18 protein-coding genes are annotated in these 23,948 nt (G+C 51.0%); 8 read left to right on the forward strand and 10 right to left on the reverse strand.

Annotated features, from left to right (window positions below; translation table 11 throughout):
• Position 1 precedes the first annotated feature (1 nt).
• Positions 2–5,017: a 2-oxoacid:acceptor oxidoreductase family protein gene (locus C9J01_RS19340; protein WP_107299782.1), complete on the reverse strand. Its 5,016-nt coding sequence runs from the start codon at positions 5,015–5,017 to the stop codon at positions 2–4.
• Between the two features lie 368 nt (positions 5,018–5,385).
• Between C9J01_RS19340 and yddG the strand changes: the two genes are divergently transcribed.
• The 5 genes from yddG to C9J01_RS19365 all read left to right on the forward strand — a co-directional run bounded on the left by yddG (position 5,386) and on the right by C9J01_RS19365 (position 10,197).
• A complete protein-coding gene (yddG, locus tag C9J01_RS19345) occupies positions 5,386–6,273 on the forward strand; it encodes an aromatic amino acid DMT transporter YddG (protein WP_107299783.1) in 888 nt (295 codons plus the stop codon).
• A gap of 268 nt (positions 6,274–6,541) precedes the next feature.
• A complete protein-coding gene (locus tag C9J01_RS19350; RefSeq protein WP_107299858.1) occupies positions 6,542–7,240 on the forward strand; it encodes an IclR family transcriptional regulator in 699 nt (232 codons plus the stop codon).
• A 19-nt stretch (positions 7,241–7,259) separates the two neighbouring features.
• Complete coding sequence (locus C9J01_RS19355; RefSeq protein WP_107299784.1) at positions 7,260–8,252, forward strand: arginase family protein; 993 nt, start codon at positions 7,260–7,262, stop codon at positions 8,250–8,252.
• 233 nt (positions 8,253–8,485) lie between these two features.
• Positions 8,486–9,106 (forward strand): DUF1007 family protein, encoded by a 621-nt coding sequence (locus C9J01_RS19360; RefSeq protein WP_419687377.1) that lies wholly within the window; start codon positions 8,486–8,488, stop codon positions 9,104–9,106.
• Complete coding sequence (locus C9J01_RS19365) at positions 9,106–10,197, forward strand: nickel/cobalt transporter (protein ID WP_419687380.1); 1,092 nt, start codon at positions 9,106–9,108, stop codon at positions 10,195–10,197. The genes C9J01_RS19360 and C9J01_RS19365 overlap by 1 nt, the downstream gene beginning before the upstream one ends.
• A gap of 80 nt (positions 10,198–10,277) precedes the next feature.
• Here the strand turns inward: C9J01_RS19365 and C9J01_RS19370 are convergent, their stop codons facing one another.
• Positions 10,278–10,853, reverse strand: a complete 576-nt coding sequence (locus tag C9J01_RS19370) for a cytochrome b (RefSeq protein ID WP_107299786.1) — start codon at positions 10,851–10,853, stop codon at positions 10,278–10,280.
• 243 nt (positions 10,854–11,096) lie between these two features.
• On the opposite strand from C9J01_RS19370, the gene C9J01_RS19375 reads away from it, so the two are divergent.
• Entirely contained in the window at positions 11,097–11,696 is a 600-nt protein-coding gene (locus tag C9J01_RS19375; protein ID WP_158264572.1) for an MliC family protein, read from the forward strand.
• Positions 11,697–11,760: 64 nt separating this feature from the next.
• Complete coding sequence (locus C9J01_RS19380; protein ID WP_107299788.1) at positions 11,761–12,462, forward strand: DUF3157 family protein; 702 nt, start codon at positions 11,761–11,763, stop codon at positions 12,460–12,462.
• Here C9J01_RS19380 and C9J01_RS19385 read toward each other — a convergent pair.
• From C9J01_RS19385 to C9J01_RS19400, 4 genes are all read right to left on the reverse strand, one after another.
• Positions 12,427–12,705, reverse strand: a complete 279-nt coding sequence (locus tag C9J01_RS19385) for a hypothetical protein (protein WP_146157101.1) — start codon at positions 12,703–12,705, stop codon at positions 12,427–12,429. The two genes, C9J01_RS19380 and C9J01_RS19385, sit on opposite strands and share 36 nt — an antisense overlap.
• Positions 12,706–12,926: 221 nt before the next feature.
• A complete protein-coding gene (locus C9J01_RS19390; RefSeq protein ID WP_107299790.1) occupies positions 12,927–14,327 on the reverse strand; it encodes a nucleobase:cation symporter-2 family protein in 1,401 nt (466 codons plus the stop codon).
• A gap of 76 nt (positions 14,328–14,403) precedes the next feature.
• Positions 14,404–14,892: a (2Fe-2S)-binding protein gene (locus C9J01_RS19395; protein WP_107299791.1), complete on the reverse strand. Its 489-nt coding sequence runs from the start codon at positions 14,890–14,892 to the stop codon at positions 14,404–14,406.
• The gene (locus C9J01_RS19400; RefSeq protein WP_107299792.1) at positions 14,889–18,143 is read right to left on the reverse strand and encodes a molybdopterin cofactor-binding domain-containing protein; all 3,255 of its coding nucleotides are present in this window, start codon (positions 18,141–18,143) and stop codon (positions 14,889–14,891) included. The genes C9J01_RS19395 and C9J01_RS19400 overlap by 4 nt, the downstream gene beginning before the upstream one ends.
• Before the next feature lie 560 nt (positions 18,144–18,703).
• Between C9J01_RS19400 and C9J01_RS19405 the strand changes: the two genes are divergently transcribed.
• Complete coding sequence (locus tag C9J01_RS19405; protein ID WP_107299793.1) at positions 18,704–20,059, forward strand: 8-oxoguanine deaminase; 1,356 nt, start codon at positions 18,704–18,706, stop codon at positions 20,057–20,059.
• A 120-nt stretch (positions 20,060–20,179) separates the two neighbouring features.
• On the opposite strand, the gene C9J01_RS19410 is transcribed toward C9J01_RS19405, so the two are convergent.
• From C9J01_RS19410 to yqeC, 4 genes are all read right to left on the reverse strand, one after another.
• The gene (locus C9J01_RS19410) at positions 20,180–20,728 is read right to left on the reverse strand and encodes a rhodanese-like domain-containing protein (RefSeq protein ID WP_201797845.1); all 549 of its coding nucleotides are present in this window, start codon (positions 20,726–20,728) and stop codon (positions 20,180–20,182) included.
• A 37-nt stretch (positions 20,729–20,765) separates the two neighbouring features.
• Positions 20,766–21,212, reverse strand: a complete 447-nt coding sequence (locus C9J01_RS19415; protein ID WP_107299794.1) for a MauE/DoxX family redox-associated membrane protein — start codon at positions 21,210–21,212, stop codon at positions 20,766–20,768.
• A gap of 180 nt (positions 21,213–21,392) precedes the next feature.
• Positions 21,393–22,991, reverse strand: coding sequence for a selenium-dependent molybdenum cofactor biosynthesis protein YqeB (yqeB, locus tag C9J01_RS19420; protein WP_107299795.1), 1,599 nt, complete (start codon positions 22,989–22,991; stop codon positions 21,393–21,395).
• A 37-nt stretch (positions 22,992–23,028) separates the two neighbouring features.
• Positions 23,029–23,946 carry a selenium cofactor biosynthesis protein YqeC gene (yqeC, locus tag C9J01_RS19425; RefSeq protein ID WP_107299796.1) on the reverse strand — a complete coding sequence of 306 codons (918 nt, stop codon included), beginning with the start codon at positions 23,944–23,946 and terminating at the stop codon, positions 23,029–23,031.
• Positions 23,947–23,948: the final 2 nt, after the last annotated feature.

The raw sequence follows: 23,948 nt of genomic DNA on the forward strand, positions 1-23,948 counted from the left end.
ACTACACCTCCACCGATGCAGGTGCGTTGAAGTGGATGATTTCTGCATCACACTCATCGGCAATACGCGAGGCTCGTTTGATCAATTCATCGCTGAGTTCGACAGTTTCCAAGGCGTTAGGGATCACCTGGCTGATGACCTTGGCTTCGCCGTTTTCAACAATTGTGGTTTTCTCGAACAATTCGCCCAGTTGCTGGTAACAGGTCTTGCAGTCTGTACATTGGCCTTTTTCATCCTCGTTTATCATTACCAGAGGCAGGTCGCCGTTGGTATTACTCGGTGCCTGTGGTGCTGCTGAATTGCTCTCTATTTGGGTCACCGGGATGCTATTGACCACATTAGGCGAAGCAGCCATAGCTAGCTCTGCCAAACCATTGGCGATGGTCTCGATGGTTTTCTCGTTGCTGTCGATGGCGTTGTGGTAACGCTGTTTCCATTCATCGATCTGGCGCTGGTACTGCTGGTCGATGTTGGTGATGTGCTGGCCGCTGAGGTACTGCAGCATATGCCAGTTGCGTAACCGCTCTTCGGTCAGGGCGACAATCGAACTGGAGACGCTTAACTTGATAAGGTGCTGCTGCTTATCGGTTGCCCAGATAAACGGCACCTTACCATTACGCTCATCCGCACTCATTGTGACGTACTCAGCTATCTCAACAGCATTCTGAGCTTCGGTTACTGGATTGAAGTGCTTCTTGAAACGCCCCTCATAGAGTGAGAAGTCGGCTGGCGTGAACGGTACTTGTTTCAACTGGGTCATACCGTCGCTGTCAATGTAGCTAATGGTATGGGTTGCCCAGTCTTGCTGTAGCTCAGGGTTGCCCTCGATAGAGAAGCACTCGGACAATGTCTCGCCCTTGCGTGGGTCATGGACAAACACTGGGCTCATGCGGCTTTCGACAGCCAGGCGGGAGTGGCGGGTACTGGCGTCATCAGCAATACCGTGCTCACCCATACATGGGGTGTAGACATCAAACAGCGCAGGGGCGTCTTGATAGTTGAGGTACTCCATCAAATTCGCCATGAAGTGACCCTGCAGGGCTGTAGAGGTTTGTACCACCATGACTTTCGGGTGGAAGGTCGCGATGATACCCAACTCTTTACGCGATTCCTGTTTACCGCTGTGGGCACTGCCGAAACGGCTGAGGTCGGAATCCTGCGCGGTAAAGCTGGCGGTCGATGCCTGCCCACCGGTGTTGGAGTAGCTACCGGTATTTAGTACGAAAACCTTGATAGGTGTACTGGTGGACAGTAGGCGTGATAGGGCACCAAAGCCGATGTCATAAGTCGCGCCATCACCGCCGATACTGAATACGGTTGGTAATAGGCCGAGTTCCTGATCGGATAGGTGGCTCCATTCTAGGTAACGAAGCTGGCGGTCATGGACTTCGGCATCGTACATATCTTCAAGCTCTAGCTTGGCGGTACGCAGTGCCTTGAATTGCTCAAGCTGGTTAGCTGCTTCACCTTCAAACAAGCCCTTCGCGACGGCTGGGGTATCTTGGAACAAGCTGTTTACCCATGGGTCGTTGTATGGGTTAGCCGGGAAGGTCGAGGCGTAAACACTACTACAACCTGTGGCGTTGGCGATCAGCGCATCGGATGGCCCGTTACCCGTTGGCCCATATTCGAAGTGGTACAGGCGTTTTTCCAATACTTGAATAGTACGGGCAATACGCTCGGCACGAGCTTGCTCTGCATCGATAGCCGCTAAAGATTGTTGTTTGTCTTCCAGCTTATCAATCATCTCCTCAAGGCTGGCGATGTGTGACTGGTAGCGTTGCTGCTGCAAGGCGCGGTTGATAGAAGTAACCAGACGCAGCGCGGTGACCTCGCCACAACCACGACACGCACCGTGGCCTGAACTCATGGCGTAGTAGTTACTGCGGTCAAGCAACAGGCGCTTGGACTCGCTGGCATCGGTGACACCTTGTTGCAGGAAGCGGGCTGGGGTATTCGGCATCTCTGCCAAGGTATGGAACAGCTCGTGCATCTGCTGGTTCATTTCGGTGGTCTGGCGGACTTTCTGTAGCGCGTTCGGGCCACAAACATCCACACACTCCATACACCCACTACACTTGCTCGGATCGATTGCAACTGAGAATAAACCGCCGCTGCCAGGAACCGCTTTTTCCATCGCATCGAAGAAAGGCTTGGTACGGCTGACTGGCAATGATTCCAGTGCTACACAAATCCCGGCAATTTGCTGGCTCACCCCTGGTTCGTCGAATGACATGGTGTCGACCACTTTGGCAACCACTTGGTGCAGCGGCAGTGACTCGTTCTTCGGCGCGGTGCGGTAGTACTGGCGAACCGCATCCAAAATCGGTGGCATTTTCGCCTTCAGTCCATCACGCTGAGCCGGTGGAATATTCAGTTTGTCGATAGCGACATAAAGGATATCGTGGAGCTCATGGACCGCATTCGGGATCGCACCGTCTGGACAGGCAATGGTACATTCCATACATCCGGTACACTTATCTGCGTCGAACTTGGGCGCATTGAGCCTGAATAGGCCTTTATCTTTGGTGATCGCGCTCGCTGGCGGCATGAACATGCCCGAACCTGGAATAACCGGTGCTTCGCCAATCGAGCCATCGGCGTAATGTTTACCCGCGATATTGCTGAAGTAGGATGGGTCGAACAAGCCACAGCTGGCTTGTTTCTGTTTCGGTGCATCGGCTTTTGTCGTTGCTGTTGCTGCAGTGTCGGCATCTTCGAAGTTTGCGTAGCAAACTTGCTTGGTTGCGTGGATCCCTTCACGGATCACCGCCATGTTACTGGCAACCACTTTCTCGCCCTTGGCGCCAAATTTCTTGGCGATCTGCTGGGTGATGCGCTCGAGCATCAAAGCTTCGTCAGCCCCTTGGGTGACTTGAGTCGCATGGCCGCAAAGCGCGCCGATAAAGGCGATACCCATCATCCTGATTTCAAGATCTGCCGATGGTGCTTGTTCACGGGCGACCTTGAAGGCATCGACAATGTAGAAGTTGATGTTGTTATCACGGATGTACTGGCGGGCACTGGCTGGGATTTCCTGCCATACCTGCTCAGGCTCGTGATGGGTTTGCAGGATGAATGTACCGTTAGGGGTCAACCCGGCCAGTGGGTTGGTGTGCATGAACACCTTGTGGTCTGGAGATAGTACGATTTCAACTTGCTGCAATTCGGCGTTGGTGATCTTGATTGGCTCTGGCGACAGAGTAATAAAGAAGTTGGTCGGTGCACCACTTTTCTCCGAGCCGTACTTCGGCATCGATTTCGAGTGCAGTCCCAACGCGCCAGACAGGATATCGGTCAGCAGTTTACCGGTGGCAATGGTGCCGTAACCACCGACGGAGTGGAAGCGAACCCGCAGTGCAGAATCAGGCAGCAGGTTAGGGTTCTCACCGGTTTCCAGTGCCATCAATTCGGTATCCGGGTAGGCAGCACGCAGGCGGTCTTGGATTTCCTTTAACTCACCGGTGGCCTTGGCGTCGAAGAACTGACTGCCGAGGTAGAAGAACGGCTTGGTATTTTCTTCGCGCATGTTATCGAACGCAGCGATTAGGTGTTTTGGCTGCAGGTCATGGCCACCCAGACCGAAGATACCGGTGCTGATGGTTGGAATATGCTGTAGGGCAGGGATCCCTTTGTGCCTTGGGTTTTGTACGTTTTCTTGTGCCTTGAACAAGGCGCGGGAGATACGGGCGGTCAAGCGGGTTTCATCACAACGCTCAAGTACGGTCACAGCCATTTTACCGGCTAGCTTTTCAACGATTTGCGCTTCAGGGAACGGATGAAGCTGCTTGATAGAAATAACACCGACTTTCTGGCCTTGCTTGCGCAAGTGGGTGGCGACGGCTTCTGCATCATCGGTGACTGAGCCGAGGCCAACAATGACATAGTTCGCATCGTCACACATGAAGTCCATCACTGGTTCGTAGTAGCGACCGGTTAACTCGCCGTACTCCTTCATAGCTTGCTCGATAAACATCGACACGTCATTCTGGAAGTGGCTGCGGTGGTCGACAATACCGGCTTGGTAATCAGGTTGGTTCTGCACCCCGCCTGTCAGGCCCGGGTTATGGGTATCCATCAGTGCAGGGACGCGCTGGCGGGTATCTTTCTCATAGGCGTTGAGCCAGGCACGCTGCCATTTTTTATGCAGGCCTTCTGGTAGGAATGGCTTGGTAGCTTCAATGAACTGGCCTTCGCTGTCTTTCTCAACCGCTTCGCTATTGTTGGCAATATAACCTTTCAGATCGTTTAACTTTTCTGGCCAGAACTGGTCTTGGAATTTATCCATGAACTGGTTGAGTTGCCAAACCCGTCCTTTGGCTCCGTAAAGCATACGCTGGGCTTCGGTTGGTGCAGGGATACGGTCAGTCGGGTCGCCGAGGTATTGCTTGAGTAGTTCAGGCTCTGGCAGTTTCACTTCGCTCTGGATGTGGCTAGTGGCAAAGCCGTCCATGGTATTGGCTACCGGGATCAGTGACTGGGCACTAACACGGTATGAGATCGCTGCAAGGTCTGCCGCTTCCTGTGCGTTGCTGGCAAATAGGGTGGTGTAGCCAGCAGATAGCAGGGCGTACACATCATCATGCCCAGCCATTACGTTTAGTGAATGGCGCGAGACAGAGCGGGCCGCTACGTGAAGGACGAAACCTGCGGCTTTCTTACCGACGGTAACGTAATGGGATTCCAAGCCATATAAGATCCCCTGGCTTGAGGAGGCATTTGAGATATATTTCCCGCCGGTCAGAGCCGCGCCGAGTGCACCACTTTGTGCTGAGTGTTCGCCTTCGGGTTCGAAGAAGAATGGGTGCTGTCCCCATACATTACAACCGCCTTGCGCCCTGAATGCTTCGTATAATTCTGAGATTTCAGTCGAAGGGGTAATGGGGTAGCCAATGACACCGCCACAAACATAATCCATGACATGTGCGACGGCACCATTTCCATGTATTACGGTTGATTGGCCTGGGTAAGTTGGTGTGCCCTGGGACGTATTGCTCCTTTGTGTCAATGTAGACATACGACATAGCTCCTTGGTATGTGATTTTTATTCGGTCGACTTCCTATGGGTCGATTTTTTTTACTTCCTCACCAAAATACTTCTCGGCTTATGCGCCGTTTTTTTGCACCTTATCAACCAGAGCATTTTGGTGAAAAATCACATACAACAAGTGATAGCTCTTGATTTGACCAACTGATGCTTATAACAACCGATGCTACACTAGTTGCATTTACAGCATTGCTCAGATGGTCACAAATTAAGCATAAAAACCATGGTTTTTATAAGTGTTTAAACTAACTGAGAATCGATACCAAAATAGGCTAACTGTCAGCGATAAAAGCTTGATAACCTAGCCGCTTTCAATATTTAGTTGTGGCGGTTTTTCTTTGGTTTCTCAGCACAAATATACACTGGCCGGATGCGTCGCTATCCTGCTGTGGAGCACTATTGTTGCCTTTATCCGAAATGTTGCAGAGCAGCTGGGCCCGGTAGGCGGGGCGGCAATGATTTATACCCTGAGTTCGGTGTTGCTGGTGGTGGTTGTAGGCGCCCCGAAGCTTAGCCGATTTTCCCCTCGCTATTTGGCCATTGGCGGTGGGTTGTTCGTCAGTTACGAAATGTGTTTGGCATTGGCGCTGGGCATGGCCAACGACAGGGTACAGACCGTTGAAATGAGCGTGATTAATTACCTCTGGCCTGCGCTAACTGTTTTGTTGGCGGTGGTAGCAAGCAGACAAAAAGTGAGCAAACTTTTGTACCCGGCCATGGCAATGGCTTTTTTGGGTGTGGCATGGACGGTCAGTGGTGAACAAGGCTTATCGTTGACGCGTTTGGCAGCCAATGTAGCCACCAACCCTGTCAGTTATACCTTGGCATTTAGTGGCGCATTCATTTGGGCAATCTATTGCAATATCACCAAGCGCTTAGCCAATGGCCAGAATGCGATTGCCTGGTTTTTTATCGCCACGGCGATTGCACTGTGGGTGAAGTACTTCCTCACCGAGCAACCGCTGATGGTATGGAGCAGCGGGGCAATTGTGAACTTAGTACTGGCGGCGATTGCCATGGCTGGGGGGTACGGGTTGTGGAACATTGCCATTATTGGCGGCAACATGGTGCTGCTGGCGACGTTATCCTATTTTACGCCCATTCTTTCGGCATTCTTCTCTGCCCTGATTTTCGGAATCAGTTTAGGAACAACGTTTTGGCAAGGAGTCGTGATGGTAACGCTGGCTTCGCTGAGTTGTTGGTACCTCACCCGCAAGAAGGCTTGACAGATAACTACATACAGACAGCGTCAGCGCCGGCCATGGGGTCGGCGCTTTTTTATGGCCATCATAAAATTATCAAATTGTGGGAATGTAGGGTTTCTATATCATAGTAATTACCACATTGTGGGAATGCTGGTTGAACCACAGTGGCTGATGCGCGTAAATAGAGGCGTCGGCGCGATGGGAGCTACCGGACGTGTCGCCTAACCAGATTAAACCGACAGGAAATGCTTTGAAATCAGATAAATATAAATTGAATGCCAATGAAAAGATGCTTCAGGTTTTGATGCACATTGCGTCAGCGAACGAACCTGTCACTGCACAGGCATTAAGTGAACAGACAGGCATGCCGCAAAGTAGCGTTTATCGCTATTTGGTAATCCTCAAGAACTGGAACCTGATTGAGGAAAGCCCGAGACAAAGCTGTTACAGCATAGGTCCGGCGGCACTACAGCTGCTGCGTAATTTCCAGCAGTTTTCCCCGCTATCAAGCGGGGTGCATCAGGTCCTGAAAAGGGTCCAGCAGCAAACCGGCGAAATGGCCGCCTATTTGGTACCGGTCGGTTTTCGGGCACTGTGTACTGCCCGGGTGGATAGCCCCCATGCATTACGCTGTGCCTATGAGGAAGGACAGAGCCAGCCATTGATCCGCGGTGCATCCGCCAAGGTGATTCTGGCTCATCTTCCCGAGCAAAGGATCATGTCCACACTGCACCATTTCGGGATCAGTGAGCCGGATGATATCAATCACTGGTTACAGGATCTGGCGCAGATAAAAAAAGACGGTTACGCCATCAGTACTTCTGAGTATGACGTTGGCGTCTCGGGGGTGAGTGCCCCGGTATTTACCGGCAACAAGATTGTCGGGGCGGTGAGTGTGATGGCGCCGCAAGAGCGGGTTCAGAAGAGTAAAAACGCGATTATTTTCTCAGTCCTCCAGGCGGCGAGGGTATTGCCGCCGGACTTGTAATATTCCATAAGGAGCAATCATGCTGGATGTTAAACGTTGGTTTCCATTTTCCTTCCTCGGTCACCCCGTCAATACTCATCCTAGAGCCATGATTGAGCCTTATGCCGAGCAGCGCAAGGCAGGGGCGGTGATCCTTGGGCTAGCCAGTGATTTGAGCCTGAGTGATTACGATATCTACACTGGGGCCAAGGAAGGGCCAGATGCGATTAGGCAGATGCTGGTGAGAACTTCATATTCTGGTGCCTTGCCCATATACGATGCGGGAGTGATTGAGGCTCAAAGTTACTTTGGCGTGAAGGAAGACGAGTTCGATACCATGCGTTCAGCCCAGTATGCCAAGCTGTGCAGTATGCTCAAGCTCGGTCACTTGCCGGTGATGCTAGGCGGTGGTCACGAAGTGGCTATTGGAAGTTATCAGGCCCTTTCAGATACGGTGAACCAAGCGGGCAATGATAGCTCGGGTGAAGAGAGCCATATCCTTCCTTTTCTGGAAGGAAACCGGATAGGCATCATCAATATTGACGCCAATTTCCAGCTACGGCGCTCGCTGGCGGTAAAGGCAGGCTCAGCATTCCATAGCGTTGCGGCATTCTGCCATGCCAACAACCGTACCTTCAGATACCTTGGGCTTGGCATGTGCGATCATATTAACTCGCAGGCCACGATGGCCTATGCCAGTGAGCTGGGTGCGCAATGGTTGCTCGATAGCGAAATGAAGATGAAAAATCGCAAACGGATCCAGTCGGTGGTGGCCCAGTATCTTGAGCAGGTCGACCACATCCACTTGAGTATCGATTTGTCAGTGTTCTCTTCGGCAATAGCTGGGGGAGTGAGCCTATCACGGGTATTCGGTGTGAACTTGGCGGTGGTTGAGATGGTGGTCAGTCAGGCAATGGCTAGCAACAAAGTTAGATTAGTCGATATTGCGGGACTGAATCCTGAGTATGACTACCAGAACCAGACGGCACGATTGGCGGTTTCGCTGTTGCACCATGTGCTCAAGTCGAGATGAGCACCATACTCTGGGCGCAAAATATTGTCACAAAGCATGAAAATGAGGCTTCCAGTATTGGAAGCCTTTTTGTTTATGGGTTAAAAGAAGTGGTAGCAAAGTTGGTAGATGTTATATTATAACATTTGTTAGTCTGAATAACCCACAACACAAGGCTTTTGATGTTTTACCGCAAAAGGGCAAACAACCGATTTAGCACCGCTATGAAGCGGGCTTTATTCGGTCTCTCCTTAATGACTTTTCCGCTGTTTGCCACAGCGCATCCCCATTCATGGATCGAGATGAAAACCTATGTCGATGGCAATGACGGTATGATCACCGGCTTTCGCATGGTTTGGTCTTTTGATCCTATGACTTCCGCATACATGCTTGATGGCGAAGATACCTCGCCTGAGATGGAGCAGCAGACCTTTACCAAAGTGACAGCTATGGTCCTTGATAACATGCTGTCCGAACACTACTTCACCTACTTTTATGACGGTGAAGAACCCATCAAATACCAACTAGCCCGTTACGGTAAACTGACCCGTGACCGGGCGCGGTTAGTACTTACTTTCGAGCTGCCGTTGTCCAAGCCGAAGCTTGTCACCAAAGACTCGCTCAAGCTATTAATTTTCGAGCCAAGCTATTACGTCGATATGTCTTGGCTTTCCAAGCGTGATGTCATTTTGGCCGGCGATCTGGCGGACTATTGCGAGCTTGAAATGATTGAACCCAACCCAACGCCAGAGCAGATGAGCTATGCCATGTCGTTGCCTGCCGACGCCGATCCGGACAATGCCCTAGGCCAACTTTTCACCCAATCTGTTCGTTTTCACTGCCAGCCGAGTGAAACTGCAAAGGATGCAAACTAATGACACAGCATAAACATAACGAGCCATTAACTAGCGTGAAGGCTGCTCCTAATAATTTACTGAGTCAGAAGTGGCTGATGTTGTCGGTGCTGATGATAGCCTTATTGTTCGGTGCTTATCAGCTTTGGTTAGCATGGCCGAGTATGGTGTTGAAAAGCATTGAATGGCAGAGGGCGGTGAACAACCAGTTGGCGGATTTGCTCTACGATGCCAAGGAGAACCCGTTGGTATCAGGGGGCTATTTGGCTGGCTTTAGCTTCCTTTACGGTGTACTTCATGCCCTTGGTCCGGGCCATGGCAAAGTGATAGTAACGACTTACTTAGCTACCCAGCCGACCAAAGTGAAAACCAGCTTGATGCTGACGATAATCTCGGCGGTGTGCCAGGCCCTTGTCGCTATTACCTTGGTCAGTGTACTGCTATGGGGCTTCAATGCGTCTATGCGTGAAGTGAGCTCACAGGCTGTGAAGTTCATGACCATGAGCAGCGTGCTGGTGAGTGTGCTGGGTGTAATGATTTGCTGGCGGGCATTGAAGCGATTCCGTAAAAGTGTTGCTAAGAAGCAGGCGTCGGGCTGTAGTCACCACCATGACCACCATGACCACCATGACCACCATGACCACCATGACCGCCATCATCATCACCACCATCATCACGATCATGGTACCGAATGTGGCTGTGGGCACCGCCATATCGCTTCGCCGGAAGAGGTCGATAATGCCAAGACCTTGCGTGAGTACGTTGGGGTGATAATGAGTATTGGTCTGCGTCCATGTACCGGTGCCATTATGGTATTGCTGTTTGCCAATATGGTTGGTCTTTACTGGATGGGCGTAGTCAGTGCTCTTGTGATGTCTTTGGGCACGGCGCTGACAACCTCTGCTCTGGCTCTGTTGACGCTATCGGGCAAGCGTATTGTCCATCGTTATCTGCAACAAAGTAGCGGTCAATCAGGTGAATCAAGAGCTAATGCTGGCTTGCTATGGGCCGGGTACAGTTTGCAGTTGTTGGGTGGGGTTATTTTGATTCTACTTGGCTTCTTGTTGGCTAGTACTCAGAGTACCGGGCTGTCGCCTGTCTTGTTGGGGTGATGTGTTGGGTTGGCCTCACTGATGTGAGGCCTGTCGCCTAGCCAGGTGACGTTTTTATTATTCTTTCGTTTATTCTGTGATTAATCGACTGTCGGCTCAGCCTTTGGCTGGGCCGATTTCGTTTTAGCGCGCGGCATCATGCGACTCAGGGTGTTGTCCTTGATGATGAAATGGTGGAACAGGGCCGCGGCAGTATGTATTGCGATCAAGGTCAGCAGGGTAAAACCAAGCAATGCATGACGCTCCCTGATTGTTGCAGTGAGGGCTCGGTTTGTTTCGACAAGCGTCGGCAGTGCCTGACCGAATACAATCAAAGGCTTTCCTGTACTGTTCAACAAAGCCAGACCTGCAATAGGAATAAGCAGCATCAACGCATACAGGGCGATATGGACAATCTGGGTAATCCTGTTTTGCATTTTGCTTGGCGTCGGATCAATAGCAGGTTTGTGGCTGGTCAATTTTACTACCAGGCGGAAAAGGGTAATGACAAAGAGTGTAGCGCCTAGGTAAAAGTGCATGTTGCTGAACAGGTCACGGGTCTCTGAGTCGCGTTCAAAGCTTATGGCGATTTCTATCGAAGCAAAAACTGCGACGATCACACAGAGTGTTAGCCAGTGTATAAATATAGTGACTGGGTTGTAGTGCTTTTTTTCCATATTACTATTTTCCTTGGGTTTTTACTTATTGGCGTTGAAAGGAAATGGTGCTGAGCTCGTACCAATAGTAGGGATTTGCAAAATTGCGACAAGGTACCTTATTGATAATTAATGTTAATTAGTGTTGTTGATATTTCTTGAGCTCTTTTAGGTTTCAGGCTCAAAGATGAAAAAACATAGCGGGGCTGGTGAGTTAATAATAAAGTGATGCTTGAGGTTAAATGCTCGCAACCTGGAGGCTTCGTGAACAAATTGTATTGGAAGAAGGGGGCTCTGGCCCTGTTGGCTTATGCTGTACCGCTAGCTAATAGTTTGGCGTCAGAACCTGCTTTTGATTGCGCCAACGCTGATGGCGAGGTGGAAACGCTTATTTGCCAAGATGATGGCTTGGCCGCTTTGGATAGGCAAATGCAGCAAGTCTTCGATAAGGCGATGGAGCAACTACCTGCCGAAGACGTCAAGTTGCAGAAGGCAATGCAGCGCGGTTGGATCAAAGGGCGAAACGATTGCTGGAAAGCTGATGATGTCGGTAACTGTACCGAATTTTCCTATAAAAGCCGGATTGTCGAGCTGCAAATTATCAGTGGGCAACTCGAGGTGCCCAATAGTATTTCACTAGATTGTGGAGATACCAGCCAGCCTTTTACTGCAGTCTTCTACAATCAGACTGACCCGGCAAGCTTGGTGTTGACCCAAGGTAATGACCAAGTGATTGCCTTGGCAGAACCAATGGCGAGTGGTATCAAATACCTAGGACAGAACGTGGAATATAGCGAGCACCAGGGTGAAATAACCATTCAATGGTTCGACAGTAAGTTTGAATGCCAAGCAGGCAAACAATAAACACATTAAAAAATGAAAAGAAATAACTAACAAGGCAGTGGAAGAACACGTAGGGGACAGGTTTATGCGCATTAATTGGCAAATTTTTATCAAGGTGGCGATAGCCAGTTTATTGTTCGGCTTCATCCAGTTTGTGCAAGCCGGATCTATGATAGCGACGTTGCCCGATGGCCGGGAAGTGATTCTGCTGGAGGACAATACCTGGCGTTTTGTCACACCTCAAATAGAAAGCAGTTCACCGGACCAAGCATCTGCAGCAACAATCCCAAGCACCGGGAACGTTGCAAAAGGCACTGCGACCGGAGCAGCGGTGGTAACGGGGACAGCGATCACTTCTGGTAAAGCAACGGCACCTGCTGTTCCTTCATCTGGGGCGGCTAATGCGCCAACTAAAATGGCCTCATCAGCCAAAGGAGATCTGGTCGCGCCCGATACTGGGCGCTTAGTCGGTGAGTACCAACGCAGTGGTGTCGTTATGGTTGCTCAGTCTGCCAGTTATCAGGATGGGCGGCTGACAATTCCAGTATCACTGCGAAACGAGGGGACTGACTCGGTGATCCTTGTTGAAGTTGCTACAATTTTGCGCAACGACAGTGGTGAAGTGCTCAAACGGGATAACCATGTTGTTTGGACCTCGATAAAGAGAATGCCGGAGACATACTTTAGACCGGGAACCGAGAAGGAAGGTAAGATTCTGACGTTTACTGTTCCCAAGTTAGAGCATTATTTTCTAGAAACTGACATTACAACGGTCGAGCGCTGGTGAGGCTTTAGTTTTTTTGCTGTTGTTCGTTTTATTGATGCTGTGGTATTTGGTTAAAGCCAGTTCGATATGTCCATTCTCCACCTCCAGTAACGTATCTAGGAAACCGGGGTAATCATTACTCTGGCTCTTCATGTATGCCGCCAAGAGCTTCACATCATCAGGCCTTGGTCGGTAACTTAAGTTGGGAAATGCTTGGTAAACCGCAGTGATTGCCATTTTTAATACATCTGCTGAACTTTTCATATCTTGCTTATCGAGTTGATTAAATGTTGTAGTTTTTTCCGAGTGATTCAGACCACTTGGCTTAAGAAGCATGGGGATTGTAGGTAGGCTTTATGACAGGATGTTTTCAATAGACGAAATAGTGCGCTTTATTTCATATTGAGTGATTTGAAGAAAGGCTCCCAGAGATACCTTTGGGAGCCTGTTTAATCATCGATATAACGTCAACAATAGGAAGTCAGTTATTTCGATGCGGCAAGTTGCTCGGCGCGGCGGGCTTTCGCAGCCACGAGCTGGGCGGCACGCTTATCGGGTTTAATAAGTATACTTTTGGCTGTCACTTTCGCATCGTCGGTGCTTTTTTTACTTTTTGGCAGTAGCTGGTTTAGCACGATTGTTGCGAGGGTGCCGGTGGTGATCCCTGAGTGGAACACCGTTTTTAGTGAATCGGGAAAGTGCTGGAGCAAGTTGGGCTCAAGGGTCACAGCCATGCCCGATGCGAGACCAACACAAACCACTAGGGCATTTCGCCGTGAGTCGGCCGCTTTAAGCAGCATCCGAATCCCCGCATAGGCAATCATGCCGAACATGACGAAACCAACCCCACCAAGCACGGGCTTCGGTACGGTAACAGCTAGTGCTGCTAGTTTCGGGAATAGGCCCCCGGCAACGAGCAAGCAGCCAGTCAGCGCGACCACATAACGGCTCGCAACACCACTTATCCCAACAATCCCTACATTCTGGCTGAAACTGGCAACTGGCATGGCAGAAAACATCGCGCCAAAGGTACTGCCAAGGCCATCGCCGAGCAATCCGCGCTTAAGATCTTTCCCTGATACCTCGACGTGGCAGTTGCTGCCCAGCGCCATGAAATCCCCTGTCGCCTCGGCAACTACCACCAGATAGACCAAGGTCATGCTGATAATGGCAGGAAGCGAGAAGGTCATGCCGTATTTGAAGGGTTCTGGTGCGGCAACCCAATCGGCTTCATACAGCTGGGTTAAGTCGACCATACCAAGTGGGATAGCCATGATGTAACCGGCGGCTAAACCGATAACGATAGCCGAGGCGGCGATGGCACCTTTGCAGAATACCGAGACGCCGATAACTACAGCGAGCGATGCTGCAGCAAGGAACACCTTGGGCAAGGAAGCAAAACTTGGGTCGCCTGCCGGAGCATCGCCGATCCAATTCATCGCTACCGGCAAGATAGTCAGGCCGATAAGGGTGACCACCACGCCACTGACAAGGTTGGGAAAGAGTTTGCGGATTTGATCCATGTAGAAGCTGGCGAGGACAACAAAGAACGAGCCGACGAAGGCGGCGCCGAGTATCGTCGACATCCCTCCGGTCTGGCCGATAGCAATCAAAGGGCCGAGGAAAGCAAAGCTTGCTCCCATTACCACGGGCAGCCTAATACCCACTGGGCCGAAGCCGAGGCACTGGACAATAGTGGCGAGGCCGGAGACAAATAGGGCAGCGCTGATCAGGGTAACGATGTCCGGTTCGGGCAGGCCAATTGCACCGCCGACTATCAAGGGGACGGCGACGATGCCCCCGATGGAGGCGAGCATATGTTGCAGGGCGAGGAAAAAGGTCACCCCCTTGGGGGGCTGTTCATTGACTTGGTAGAGTAACTGCATTGTTCAATCCTTATGTACAACAGCATGTAATCTTGGATAAAAAAGCTCCCCTGCAGGTTAGGCAGGGGAGAAAGACTTACGGGGTGATGTCTTCAATAACAGCATTGATGGCATTCAGGATGGGTTGATAGCCCGTACAGCGGCATAGGTTGCCCTCGAGGGCATCTAACACCTGCTGTTGGCTTGGGCGATGGTACTTCTTCAGCAAGGCCCAGGTACTCATCAGGACGCCGGGCGTGCAAAAACCACATTGCACACCACCACGCTTGATAAAGGATTGCTGCAGTTGCTGGGCTAACGGATCGTCCTTTAGCCCTTCGATGGTCACGATTTGCCTGTCTTGGCATTGGGCGGCCAGGATCATGCACGAGCAAACCGCTTCGTCATCCATCACAACAGTACAGGCGCCACATTCGCCAACGGCACAGCCTTCCTTGGTCCCCGTCAGCCCGAGATCTTGCCGCAGCAAATCAAGCAAACGGGTATTGCCTGTGACAGACAACTGATAGGAGCGGCCGTTAACCGAGAGTGACAATGGGATCAGGTTTTCAGCAAGCAGACTCATTGCACTTCTCCTTGTAGTGGCTGATGGGATTGCTGATATCGAATATCGTTCATAAGATCGCGGAACATATTGAGATAGACCGGTTGCTTGTAGGCGGCAGACCAGCGGCCACCTATCGCCTTATCGATCATCGCTTCAAGCACTTGGCAAGCACTGTCGATGTTTTCGCTGTTAAGAGGGTGACCGAGCAGGATTTGCTCAACCGGATATAGCCTTTGCGGTTTGCTAAACAGGGCACCGTCGACAAGGCGGCAAGTTGTGATCACCCCGTTGTCATCACGCTCCATCAGGCAGCTTAGGCTCAGGCGGGTAATGTTGAGTGCATTACGTCTGCCGAGCTGGCGGTATTGTTGGATACGCCCGGAAGGATTGTGCTTAGCCGAGCTTGGGATAGGAAGGATCACCTTGGTTAGCAACTCGCCCGGTTGTAGTTCGGTCCGGTAGCCTCCTGTGATGAAATCGCTGATCGGAAGCTCCCTTGTCTGGGCTTTATTCTGCAGAACCACTCTGGCGTCATAGATCACCAATGGCGGAACGGAATCAGCACAGGGTGCGGCATTGACGATATTGCCGCCGACGGTAGCCCGGTTGCGGATCTGGTGCGAGCCTATGGTATGGCATGCCTCAGCAAGCAAAGGGTAGAGCTGTTTGATGTCGGCATGTTCGGTGAGGTGGTTGAAACACACTCCCGAGCCGATATGCCACTCACTACCGCAGCGTTCGATCTGGCATAGTTCCGGTAATTTGGCAATGTTCACCAAGCTACGTGGTTCGTTCTGCAATCGACCCTGGACTATCACGTCGGTGCCACCGGCCAAAGGCATGGCATTGCCGTCATCAAGCATTTCGAGTGCCGCAGCCAGTGACTCTGGGTTTTTCACCGTGAACCCGTTAAGTCGATGGGTTTGTTTTTTTTCGGCAGACGCATGGAGCAATTCGCTCTGGCGGGCAGGCTTTTTGAGGTTATAACCCAGTACGACCTGCTCAAGGGTGAGCGGTAATTGGCGATGGCGTGTGCCCGTGGCAAAGGCGACCGCATTGGTTATCGCCGCGGCGGCAAGTTCGGCTGCCGGCTCACCGATACTCTTGGCACCAAAAGGCCCACCGTTGTCGACATTTTCCACCGCATGGATAGAAAGCGAAGGAATATCCTTGATAGTTGGCAACAAGTAGCTATCGAGGTTTTCCGATTTCACCTGACCGTGTTCGATGTTGTAGTCTTCCAGCATGCCAAGGCCAACACCCTGGGCAATACCGCCGGCGACTTGTCCTTCATAACCGATCTGGTTGATAACTTGACCGACATCGTGGACGGCGGTCACATCGAGCAAGTCGATTTTACCGGTGCTGGTATCGACTTTCAGATCGACGATTTGGCAACCGTAAACCCAAGTGAAATAAGGTGAGCCTGTGCCTTTTTCTTCATCCCAATGGATTGCCGGTTGGTCGAACCATCCATAGGCCGCTAAGTTGACCCCTGCCCACTTGGTTGCATTGGCCGCTTCGGCAAAGCTGATGGACTTGTCCGGCGCGTGGCGGTTACAGATTTCGCCATGGGCCCACAGAGTATCATCGATGCTGGTGGCGCAGAGTTGCTCTTTGACCACCTCGAAAATGCGCTGTTTGATCTGCTCGGCACCGTCTTTCACCGCGTTACCACCGGTAACGGTCGCCCTTGATGCCACAGTCGGACCGCCATCGGCAATCAAAGACGTCGGTGGTTCGACAAATGTCACCTTGGTGACAGGTAAGCCCAACACCTCGGCGGCGATGGCTGCCATCGTCGTTTGTAGTCCCTGTCCGTTTTCACACACCCCAGTTGAGACGTTGACACTGCCGTCGCTGTTAACGGTTACCAAGGCACTGGACGTGTCGACCCCTTCGGCCCCCATTGAACATCCGCGATAGCTCAGCGCCAGTCCGATGCCGTATTTGATATGGCCCGGCTGGTTATTCAACTGCGCATAATGTTCGCGCTTGGCCCTGAATTCACTGCGTTGGGTCGCTTTGTCGAGGACTTCAATCGCCGAGACATTGTGGTTATCAAAGACCTGATTGGTAATACTCCGGCTGCCTTGGCGCAGCGCGTTGCGCTCCCTGACCTGAACGGGATCAAGCTCGCTGGCCTTGGCGATCTCATCCATCAAGGATTCATTGGCAAAGATGATTTGCGGCGAGCCGAACCCCCGCATTGCACCGGACATACTGTTATTGGTGTAAACGCCTTTGATATCGACGCGAACGTGCTCGATATCATAGGGGCCGGCTGCCTGAACCACCGAACGCCACGTGACGAAAGGCGTACAGGCGGCATAGGCCCCAGCATCAGCCAGAATATCGACCTTCATGCCTTGGATCTTGCCGTCTTTGCTGACCCCGACCTTGTAATTCATGTGGTAGGGGTGGCGCTTGGTACTTTCGATGATTGACTGCTCGCGGGTATAGGAAAACTTCACCGGCCGACCGGTGATAGAAGCGAGCAGCGCGGCACGGCAAGAAAGGTGATCAACACCATCATCCTTGCCGCCGAAAGAGCCGCCCATTACAGCCCGTTTCACATTGACCTTGGCCTGGTCAATGCCCATAAAACTGGCGACAAAGCCTCTGACCCGGTGCGGGTTCTGGATAGAGCCGGTTACGACCAAATCACGCGAGGTGGGGTCTATATAAGCGGTAACAGATTCAGGTTCAATATAAGCATGCTCCTGGAAGCCGACCTGATAAGTATGCTCAAGGACGATATCGGCATCAGCAATGGCGGATTCGGCGTCCCCCTTTTCGGTATGGTGGCGGTTGACCACATTGGAGCCGGTTTCGGGGTGGATCAGGCGAGCGCCGTCGGCGAGTGCGTCATGCACGTTGCCGATAGCAGTAAATGGCTGGTAATCGATTTTGATCTTATCGGCCGCCAGACAGGCTGCTTCATAACTTTCAGCAGCAACGATAGCGACAACATCGCCGCTGTAACGAACCTGATCATTACAAATTGGGTGGTAATCGCGAATGATAACCCCTGTTGTAGGATCTCCGGGGATATCTTTGAAAGTGGCTATCCGTACTACGCCTTCGATGGCGTCAGCTTCAGATGTGTCTATGCCAAGGATTTTGCCCGCCGGGATATCGGTATAGCGACACACACCATACAGCATGCCGGGCATTGTAATATCATCTCCATATATGGCCGTACCAGTGACTTTGGCTTGGCCGTCTACGCGGGGTAGGCTGTGGCCTACGTGATTGAAACGCGTCATTAAACACTCCCTCTTACATTGGCGACGACGATCTACCAATGACAAACAATGTGCTAAATAAATTGCTGCATCGAGGATGACAAACTAGGAAATTACGCGAAATTGATAGTGAGTTAGCGATATTTCATAGTGACTTCGACCCAGCTATAAAGGCATTAATCAGGCCACAACAAAGCGGTAGTTTGATTTGTCAGGCAAAAGTGTGAACTCAAGGGGGAAAGTTTGTCGTGTTAGTGAGCATATTGTTGCTCGCTGAGAGGAGCATCAAAAATCAAAATTCTTTATAATGTTGATAAATAAGACTTATTTTCATTTATTTCCTGAGGGTATCATTTTGATAGTCTCAAAATGGTAATGAGAGTTGTACTGGGCGAGCTTGATGCCTTGTGGGTATTTTATTATCAGTAGCTTAGAAGCGTTTTCGTGGAGTTGGTAACGTCTTTGCAAGGATGCTGACGGTAATATAGAGATGATTTTCAAATATGCGTTTTGTGTTCAAAAACAACCCAAACAAAGTCCTTCTCCCCTGAAATGGTTGCGAAGGCTAAGGAAAATTATGGATGGAAACAACGTGGATTAAAGATCCTCTGGCTATTTTCACAGCCAATACAAAAAATGCCCAAGGCGGTTTGGTTATCAAGGGTAACCGCATCATTGAAACCCTGTCACAGGGACAACTGCCTTCCGTACCAATAGATGTCACCATCGATGCCAGTCGGCATGTCGTCACCCCTGGGCTTATCAATGCCCACCATCACTTCTACCAAACCTTGACCCGTGCCTATCCTGGCGCCCTCAACAAAGAGCTGTTCCACTGGCTTAAGTGCCTTTATCCGGTCTGGGCGGGATTGGACGAAGAGATGATGCAGGTAGCCACCGAGGTGGCACTGGTCGAGATGATGATGTCAGGTTGTACTACCGCATCAGACCACCACTACCTATTACCACTCGGGTTAGAAAACGCCATCGACATTCAGGTTGAAGCGGCCCGGAAGTTGGGCGTAAGGGCGATATTTACCCGTGGTTCGATGAGCTTGGGTGAAGAACAGGGTGGGTTGCCGCCACAGCATACTATCCAGTCGGAAGAAGCCATCATCGACGATAGCCTGCGTTTAATTCGTGAGTATCATCAAGCGGATGATGGTGCCATGGTGCAGATTGCACTGGCTCCTTGCTCACCCTTCTCGGTGACAACCGAACTGATGAAAGAGACGGCGCAGATAGCCCGCCAGCATGGAGTGATGCTACATACCCATTTGTGTGAAACCAAGGATGAAGAGCAGTTTTGCCTCGAGCGGTTCGGTTACCGGCCGGTGGATTACCTGGAAGAGGTCGGATGGCTTCATGAGCGTACATGGCTGGCCCACGGTATCCATTTTAACGACGAGGAGGTGCGCCGCCTCGGGCAGGCACAGGTGGGGATCTGCCACTGCCCGACATCGAATATGATGCTGGCATCGGGAATTTGCCGCAACAAAGAGTTGGAAGCGGCAGGTGCCAAAGTCGGCCTCGGTGTCGATGGTTCGGCCTCTAATGACGGTTCTAATATGATAGCCGAAGTACGTATGGCGATGTATTTGCAGCGCTTACGATATGGCTCAGCCGAGGTGACACACTTCGATGCCTTGAGTTGGGCAACCGCAGGTTCGGCGACTGCGATGGGGCGCAATGATATAGGTAAAATAGAGGTGGGAATGCAAGCCGATATCGCGATGTTCAAGCTTGATGATATCCGTTTCTCTGGTAGCCATGATCCATTAGCCGCTTTGTTGCTTTGTGGTGCCCAGCAGGCTGATAGAGTGATGGTCGCTGGAAAGTGGCGGGTATTGGATGGCCGGGTTCTGGGTGTTGATCTCGATGATCTGATGGCACGCCATAGTGCGGCGGCTAAGCGTCTGGCAATGAAGGCCCAGTAAGGCAAGCTTTCATCTAAACGAAAAGGCTGAATCTCAATCAAGATTCAGCCTTTTTAGTTTTTACTGCGAATAAATAAATTCGAACAGGTTTAAAGCTAACCGGTTTTACTATGAGAGGTATTAGAGTGAAGAGGTTTTAAAGCCCGCACCTTTCCACGCAAAGATACCACCAGGGTAGCGGTAGACATTGGTGTAACCAAGTTTCACCGCCCAAGTTGCTGCGTTGTGGCTGCGGCCACATTTCACGAACCCGCAATAGAAGACCAAGGTTTTATCTTTGTCTTCGCCTAGCAGTTTGGTGAAATCCTCGACAGATTGCTGGTCAGTTAATGCTGGGTCCCATTCGGGCATATCAGGGATTGGGAACTCAAACTGTTTGGCGCTGGGGATATGTTCTTTCTTGTAGCTGTCTTTGAACGGCATTGCATCGATGATCATCACGTTGCTGTCTTGCTCGATCAGTGTTTTGACCCCGTTGGTATCGACAAGTTGGTAGCCACCAGCGAGGGTATCTTTATGGAGCTTGATAGCCACCTGCTCGGTTTCTACCTCTGCTTTGAACTTGCCACCAAACAGGGCGGCATTGGCACTAAACGGCAGGATTAACAATGCACTGGCGAGAATAAATAGGTTAAGCCAAAAACTGCGTCCGACTTTTTTCATTATCATGAACGTATCCTTATGAAAATTAGGCTATTTCGCTATATCACACCGCGGGTGTGACTGGGCGGTGGCTAGCCAAGTTGTTGAAGTAATAAAGCGCTGCCGAAACAAGAAGAACAAGCAGCATGATGAGAAACTGAGGCTCTAGAGTGCTGTAGACATCTGACTGTACCGAACCTGGCAGGTAGCAACCGCAATCAAAATGCAGGCCTTGATAAAGCGCCAGCCCCGACAGGGCAATATGGATGCCGAAGCCTACAACAACAGGAAGTAAGGTGGTGATGCCCAAGTAGGCAGTCAGAGCACTGATCCCAAGCGCCAATGGGATGGCGAAAGCGATAGGTTCGACATACATGGCGGGGACGATACCGGTATCGGTAAGCAGTAAACCGGTGTGTTCTGGTAAGAAGAAGCCTTTGACGGTGAGTGCCGCAGCGCACATCAGCACAAAGGAGGTAACAAAATGATGGAAATAGCCTCTAGTTTTCATAATTTGATCTCTTCCTGTCGTAGTGCCCAGCAGTTGGTTTACCTCATCAGCAGCGAATGCAGTGGGGGGGAACCTTAGCTGGTAAATTTGTCTGGCTTGAATCCCTCAAGCCAGACTGTAACTGTCCCTGCAACCGCTTCTGAATCACCCTATTTGAAGCGGTTGGAGGTGAGTTTGGGGTTAACTCATTCTGTGCTGCTCCAGATGTAACATGGCTTCTAGCACACTGCCGCCAATTGCCCGGGCCTTGTCAGACACCGTGGTGTAATCTGCTTCTTCGCCACGAGGGTCGATATCGCCTATCTTGAAGCCTTCGCGAACAGTGAGGCCGTTATTCAGTAATCCACGTACCATACCGCCTAGAGGTGCGACTACGGGACTATCCCCAATGTGGGCAATCACATCACCCTCGGCGACAATGTCACCCAATTTGACGTGGCTGTGCATAACGCCTGCGCATGGGGCCCGCAGGACTCGCTGGTGGGTATAGCCGGCAATGTTGCCAGGTACCCCGGTATTTGGTTGAGTCGCCCCTTGGTAGATAACCCGTCCTAAGTAGTGTCCGCGGTTGGTTTCGATCACCGCATCGCAATCTTTGCCTGCAGTAAAGCCAGGGCCGAGGGCAATAGTGACGGGTGCCATGTCCTTCTGGGTGCCGACATTATGTTTGGCCAAAATGGCATCAACGAGGAAGGTCGGTTTCAATGTGCTGGCGTAGCTGCAATCTTCATCGACAACCACGGGGATCTGGTTACGGTCAATAATGTCGAACACTTCGTCTTTGTTATTGGCCTTGCAGGCGGTGATCCCTTCTACTTCAACCGGTTCGCCATACAGACACTGGCCGAACGATACGCTGCAGCGGATCATGGTGGGTTTGGCGATATCGGTCATAACGACTTTGTAGCCGGCATTGAACAGGCGTACAGCCACACCGGTAGCCATGTCCCCGGCACCACGTACCAACACCAGTTTGTTCTGGTTGAGGCGGGTGTCATCTTTCATTTGGCCGCCAGCAGATTCATGTTTCACCTTGAGAATTTCAGCCATAATGCTGATGGCGATTTCTTCGGGGGTTTCGGCACCGATATTAAAACCGATTGGAGAATGGATATTCTGGATCCTGACTTCATCAACCCCGCTTTGGCGCAGGTGGGTAAACAGGGTCTGGACTTTGCGGCGGCTGGCCATCAGGCCGGTATAACGGGTTTCGCAATCGACGACTTTGGAAATGGCATCTTGATCTTGGTGGTTGGTGGCAATGACCACATAACTGTCTTTGTTGATATCAAGTTGGTCGATGGCTGCTTCCATGGTATCGCCGAGAAGGCGCTTGGTGCCTAGTGGGAAGTGCTCTTCGGCAAGGCTGTCGGCATAGGCATCGGCTACCGAGATATCAAAGCCCAGCACATGAGCTGCCTGGGCAACGGCGCGGTTGACGTGACCGGCTCCGATAAGGATCAAGCTAGGACGCAGGCCATAGACATCGACAAATACTGTCATTGCCCCGCCGCAGTCCATGCCCATAGCTTCGGGGCCGGTTCGGGTCATCCGGCCTTTGACGACGCGGGGTTTCCTTTCTTGTAGGGCTTCCAAGGCTTGGTCGATAACATACCGTTCAATCATGCCACCACCCACAGTACCTATGATGCTGCCATCGGCTTTGACGATCATCTGGCCGGAATGGCGCGGGGCCGAGCCGCGGGTTTCAATGATATTGGCAAGGGCAAAAGGGACGTTGTCTTGTTCTAATTTGGCTGCCTTGGCAAAGATATTCATGTTCTATGACCTCTGTACTGACGAAGTCAGGTAGCGGCTATGCCTCAGTGGCATTGGCTACTTGTTCCTTCAAAATGACTTTCTTGATTGGTGCTTCCGTCTGCATTTCTGCCAGCCAAACCGTATCGAGTTGTGGGCTGTTCACCAGTACCTCTTCTGCTATGTGACTCACTGCTTGGGTATCATTGGCTTTATCCATTTTGTTTATCAGCCACACCTGTTTCGCTGTTTTTGGGCTTGATTTGAATAACCCCAGCGGGTGAGAAATCAGCGGTTGTAATACGTCGGCATCAATCACATCACCGGGCTGGCACTGTGTAAGGGCTGAAAAAGCCGGCCAGCGGTGGATGCGTTCAGGTATCGCCTTATGGTTGATAGCCTCTGCGCCGGTGACACCAATCACCATATCCGAGTAACTCGGAATGCAAGGCTCATGCCCGTGAGGGGCTTTTATTGGCAGTGAGTGTGAACCGTCGCCTTCAATAATAAAAACTGTGAAGGGGAAGTCATTTTCGAGCTTTTTTATCTCCTTTTCAGATAACCCAGATACTTTCAGCCGGGTAGTTTTCAAATGGTCAGTTAATAACGATTTGTAGCAAAAAGTGATTGTTGGATCATAAAAAGAAAAGGCGTCTTGTGCTAAAGCTTCATTACGTACTTTTAAGTTTTTTTCATTTTCTTTTTTATTGCAGTACATGGCATCGAAGGGAAGAATATAGTCAGTTTGTTCGGCATCAGGTAAATACATTTTAGTTGTCGTTGTTATGCAGACTGCGTGGCCCCACTGTTTAAATTTTCTTGCCAGCCAAAAAGCGGCCGAAGTTTTGCCACCACCGCCGACCAGAGTAATGAACAATGGGTTAGTTTCAGCAGTTAAATGGTATTGGTATAACTCAGACAGGATAAACTGGTCTGGAGTTTGCTCTATTAATCGTGTCTGTGTGTTATTAACCATAC

Source organism: Photobacterium rosenbergii (assembly GCF_003026455.1).
GTDB lineage: Bacteria > Pseudomonadota > Gammaproteobacteria > Enterobacterales > Vibrionaceae > Photobacterium > Photobacterium rosenbergii.

Bases quoted from the DNA above. Each gene is read 5' to 3' on its own strand.
- C9J01_RS19395 (WP_107299791.1), bottom strand. From the start codon at position 14,892: ATGAGTCTGCTTGCTGAAAACCTGATCCCATTGTCACTCTCGGTTAAC.
- C9J01_RS19400 (WP_107299792.1), bottom strand. From the start codon at position 18,143: ATGACGCGTTTCAATCACGTAGGCCACAGCCTACCCCGCGTAGACGGC.
- C9J01_RS19390 (WP_107299790.1), bottom strand. From the start codon at position 14,327: ATGCAGTTACTCTACCAAGTCAATGAACAGCCCCCCAAGGGGGTGACC.
- C9J01_RS19360 (WP_419687377.1), top strand. From the start codon at position 8,486: ATGACTTTTCCGCTGTTTGCCACAGCGCATCCCCATTCATGGATCGAG.
- yqeB (WP_107299795.1), bottom strand. From the start codon at position 22,991: ATGAATATCTTTGCCAAGGCAGCCAAATTAGAACAAGACAACGTCCCT.
- C9J01_RS19355 (WP_107299784.1), top strand. From the start codon at position 7,260: ATGCTGGATGTTAAACGTTGGTTTCCATTTTCCTTCCTCGGTCACCCC.
- C9J01_RS19340 (WP_107299782.1), bottom strand. From the start codon at position 5,017: ATGTCTACATTGACACAAAGGAGCAATACGTCCCAGGGCACACCAACT.
- C9J01_RS19380 (WP_107299788.1), top strand. From the start codon at position 11,761: ATGCGCATTAATTGGCAAATTTTTATCAAGGTGGCGATAGCCAGTTTA.
- C9J01_RS19365 (WP_419687380.1), top strand. From the start codon at position 9,106: ATGACACAGCATAAACATAACGAGCCATTAACTAGCGTGAAGGCTGCT.
- yqeC (WP_107299796.1), bottom strand. From the start codon at position 23,946: ATGGTTAATAACACACAGACACGATTAATAGAGCAAACTCCAGACCAG.
- C9J01_RS19370 (WP_107299786.1), bottom strand. From the start codon at position 10,853: ATGGAAAAAAAGCACTACAACCCAGTCACTATATTTATACACTGGCTA.
- C9J01_RS19385 (WP_146157101.1), bottom strand. From the start codon at position 12,705: ATGAAAAGTTCAGCAGATGTATTAAAAATGGCAATCACTGCGGTTTAC.
- C9J01_RS19405 (WP_107299793.1), top strand. From the start codon at position 18,704: ATGGAAACAACGTGGATTAAAGATCCTCTGGCTATTTTCACAGCCAAT.
- C9J01_RS19350 (WP_107299858.1), top strand. From the start codon at position 6,542: ATGCTTCAGGTTTTGATGCACATTGCGTCAGCGAACGAACCTGTCACT.
- C9J01_RS19410 (WP_201797845.1), bottom strand. From the start codon at position 20,728: ATGATAATGAAAAAAGTCGGACGCAGTTTTTGGCTTAACCTATTTATT.
- C9J01_RS19415 (WP_107299794.1), bottom strand. From the start codon at position 21,212: ATGAAAACTAGAGGCTATTTCCATCATTTTGTTACCTCCTTTGTGCTG.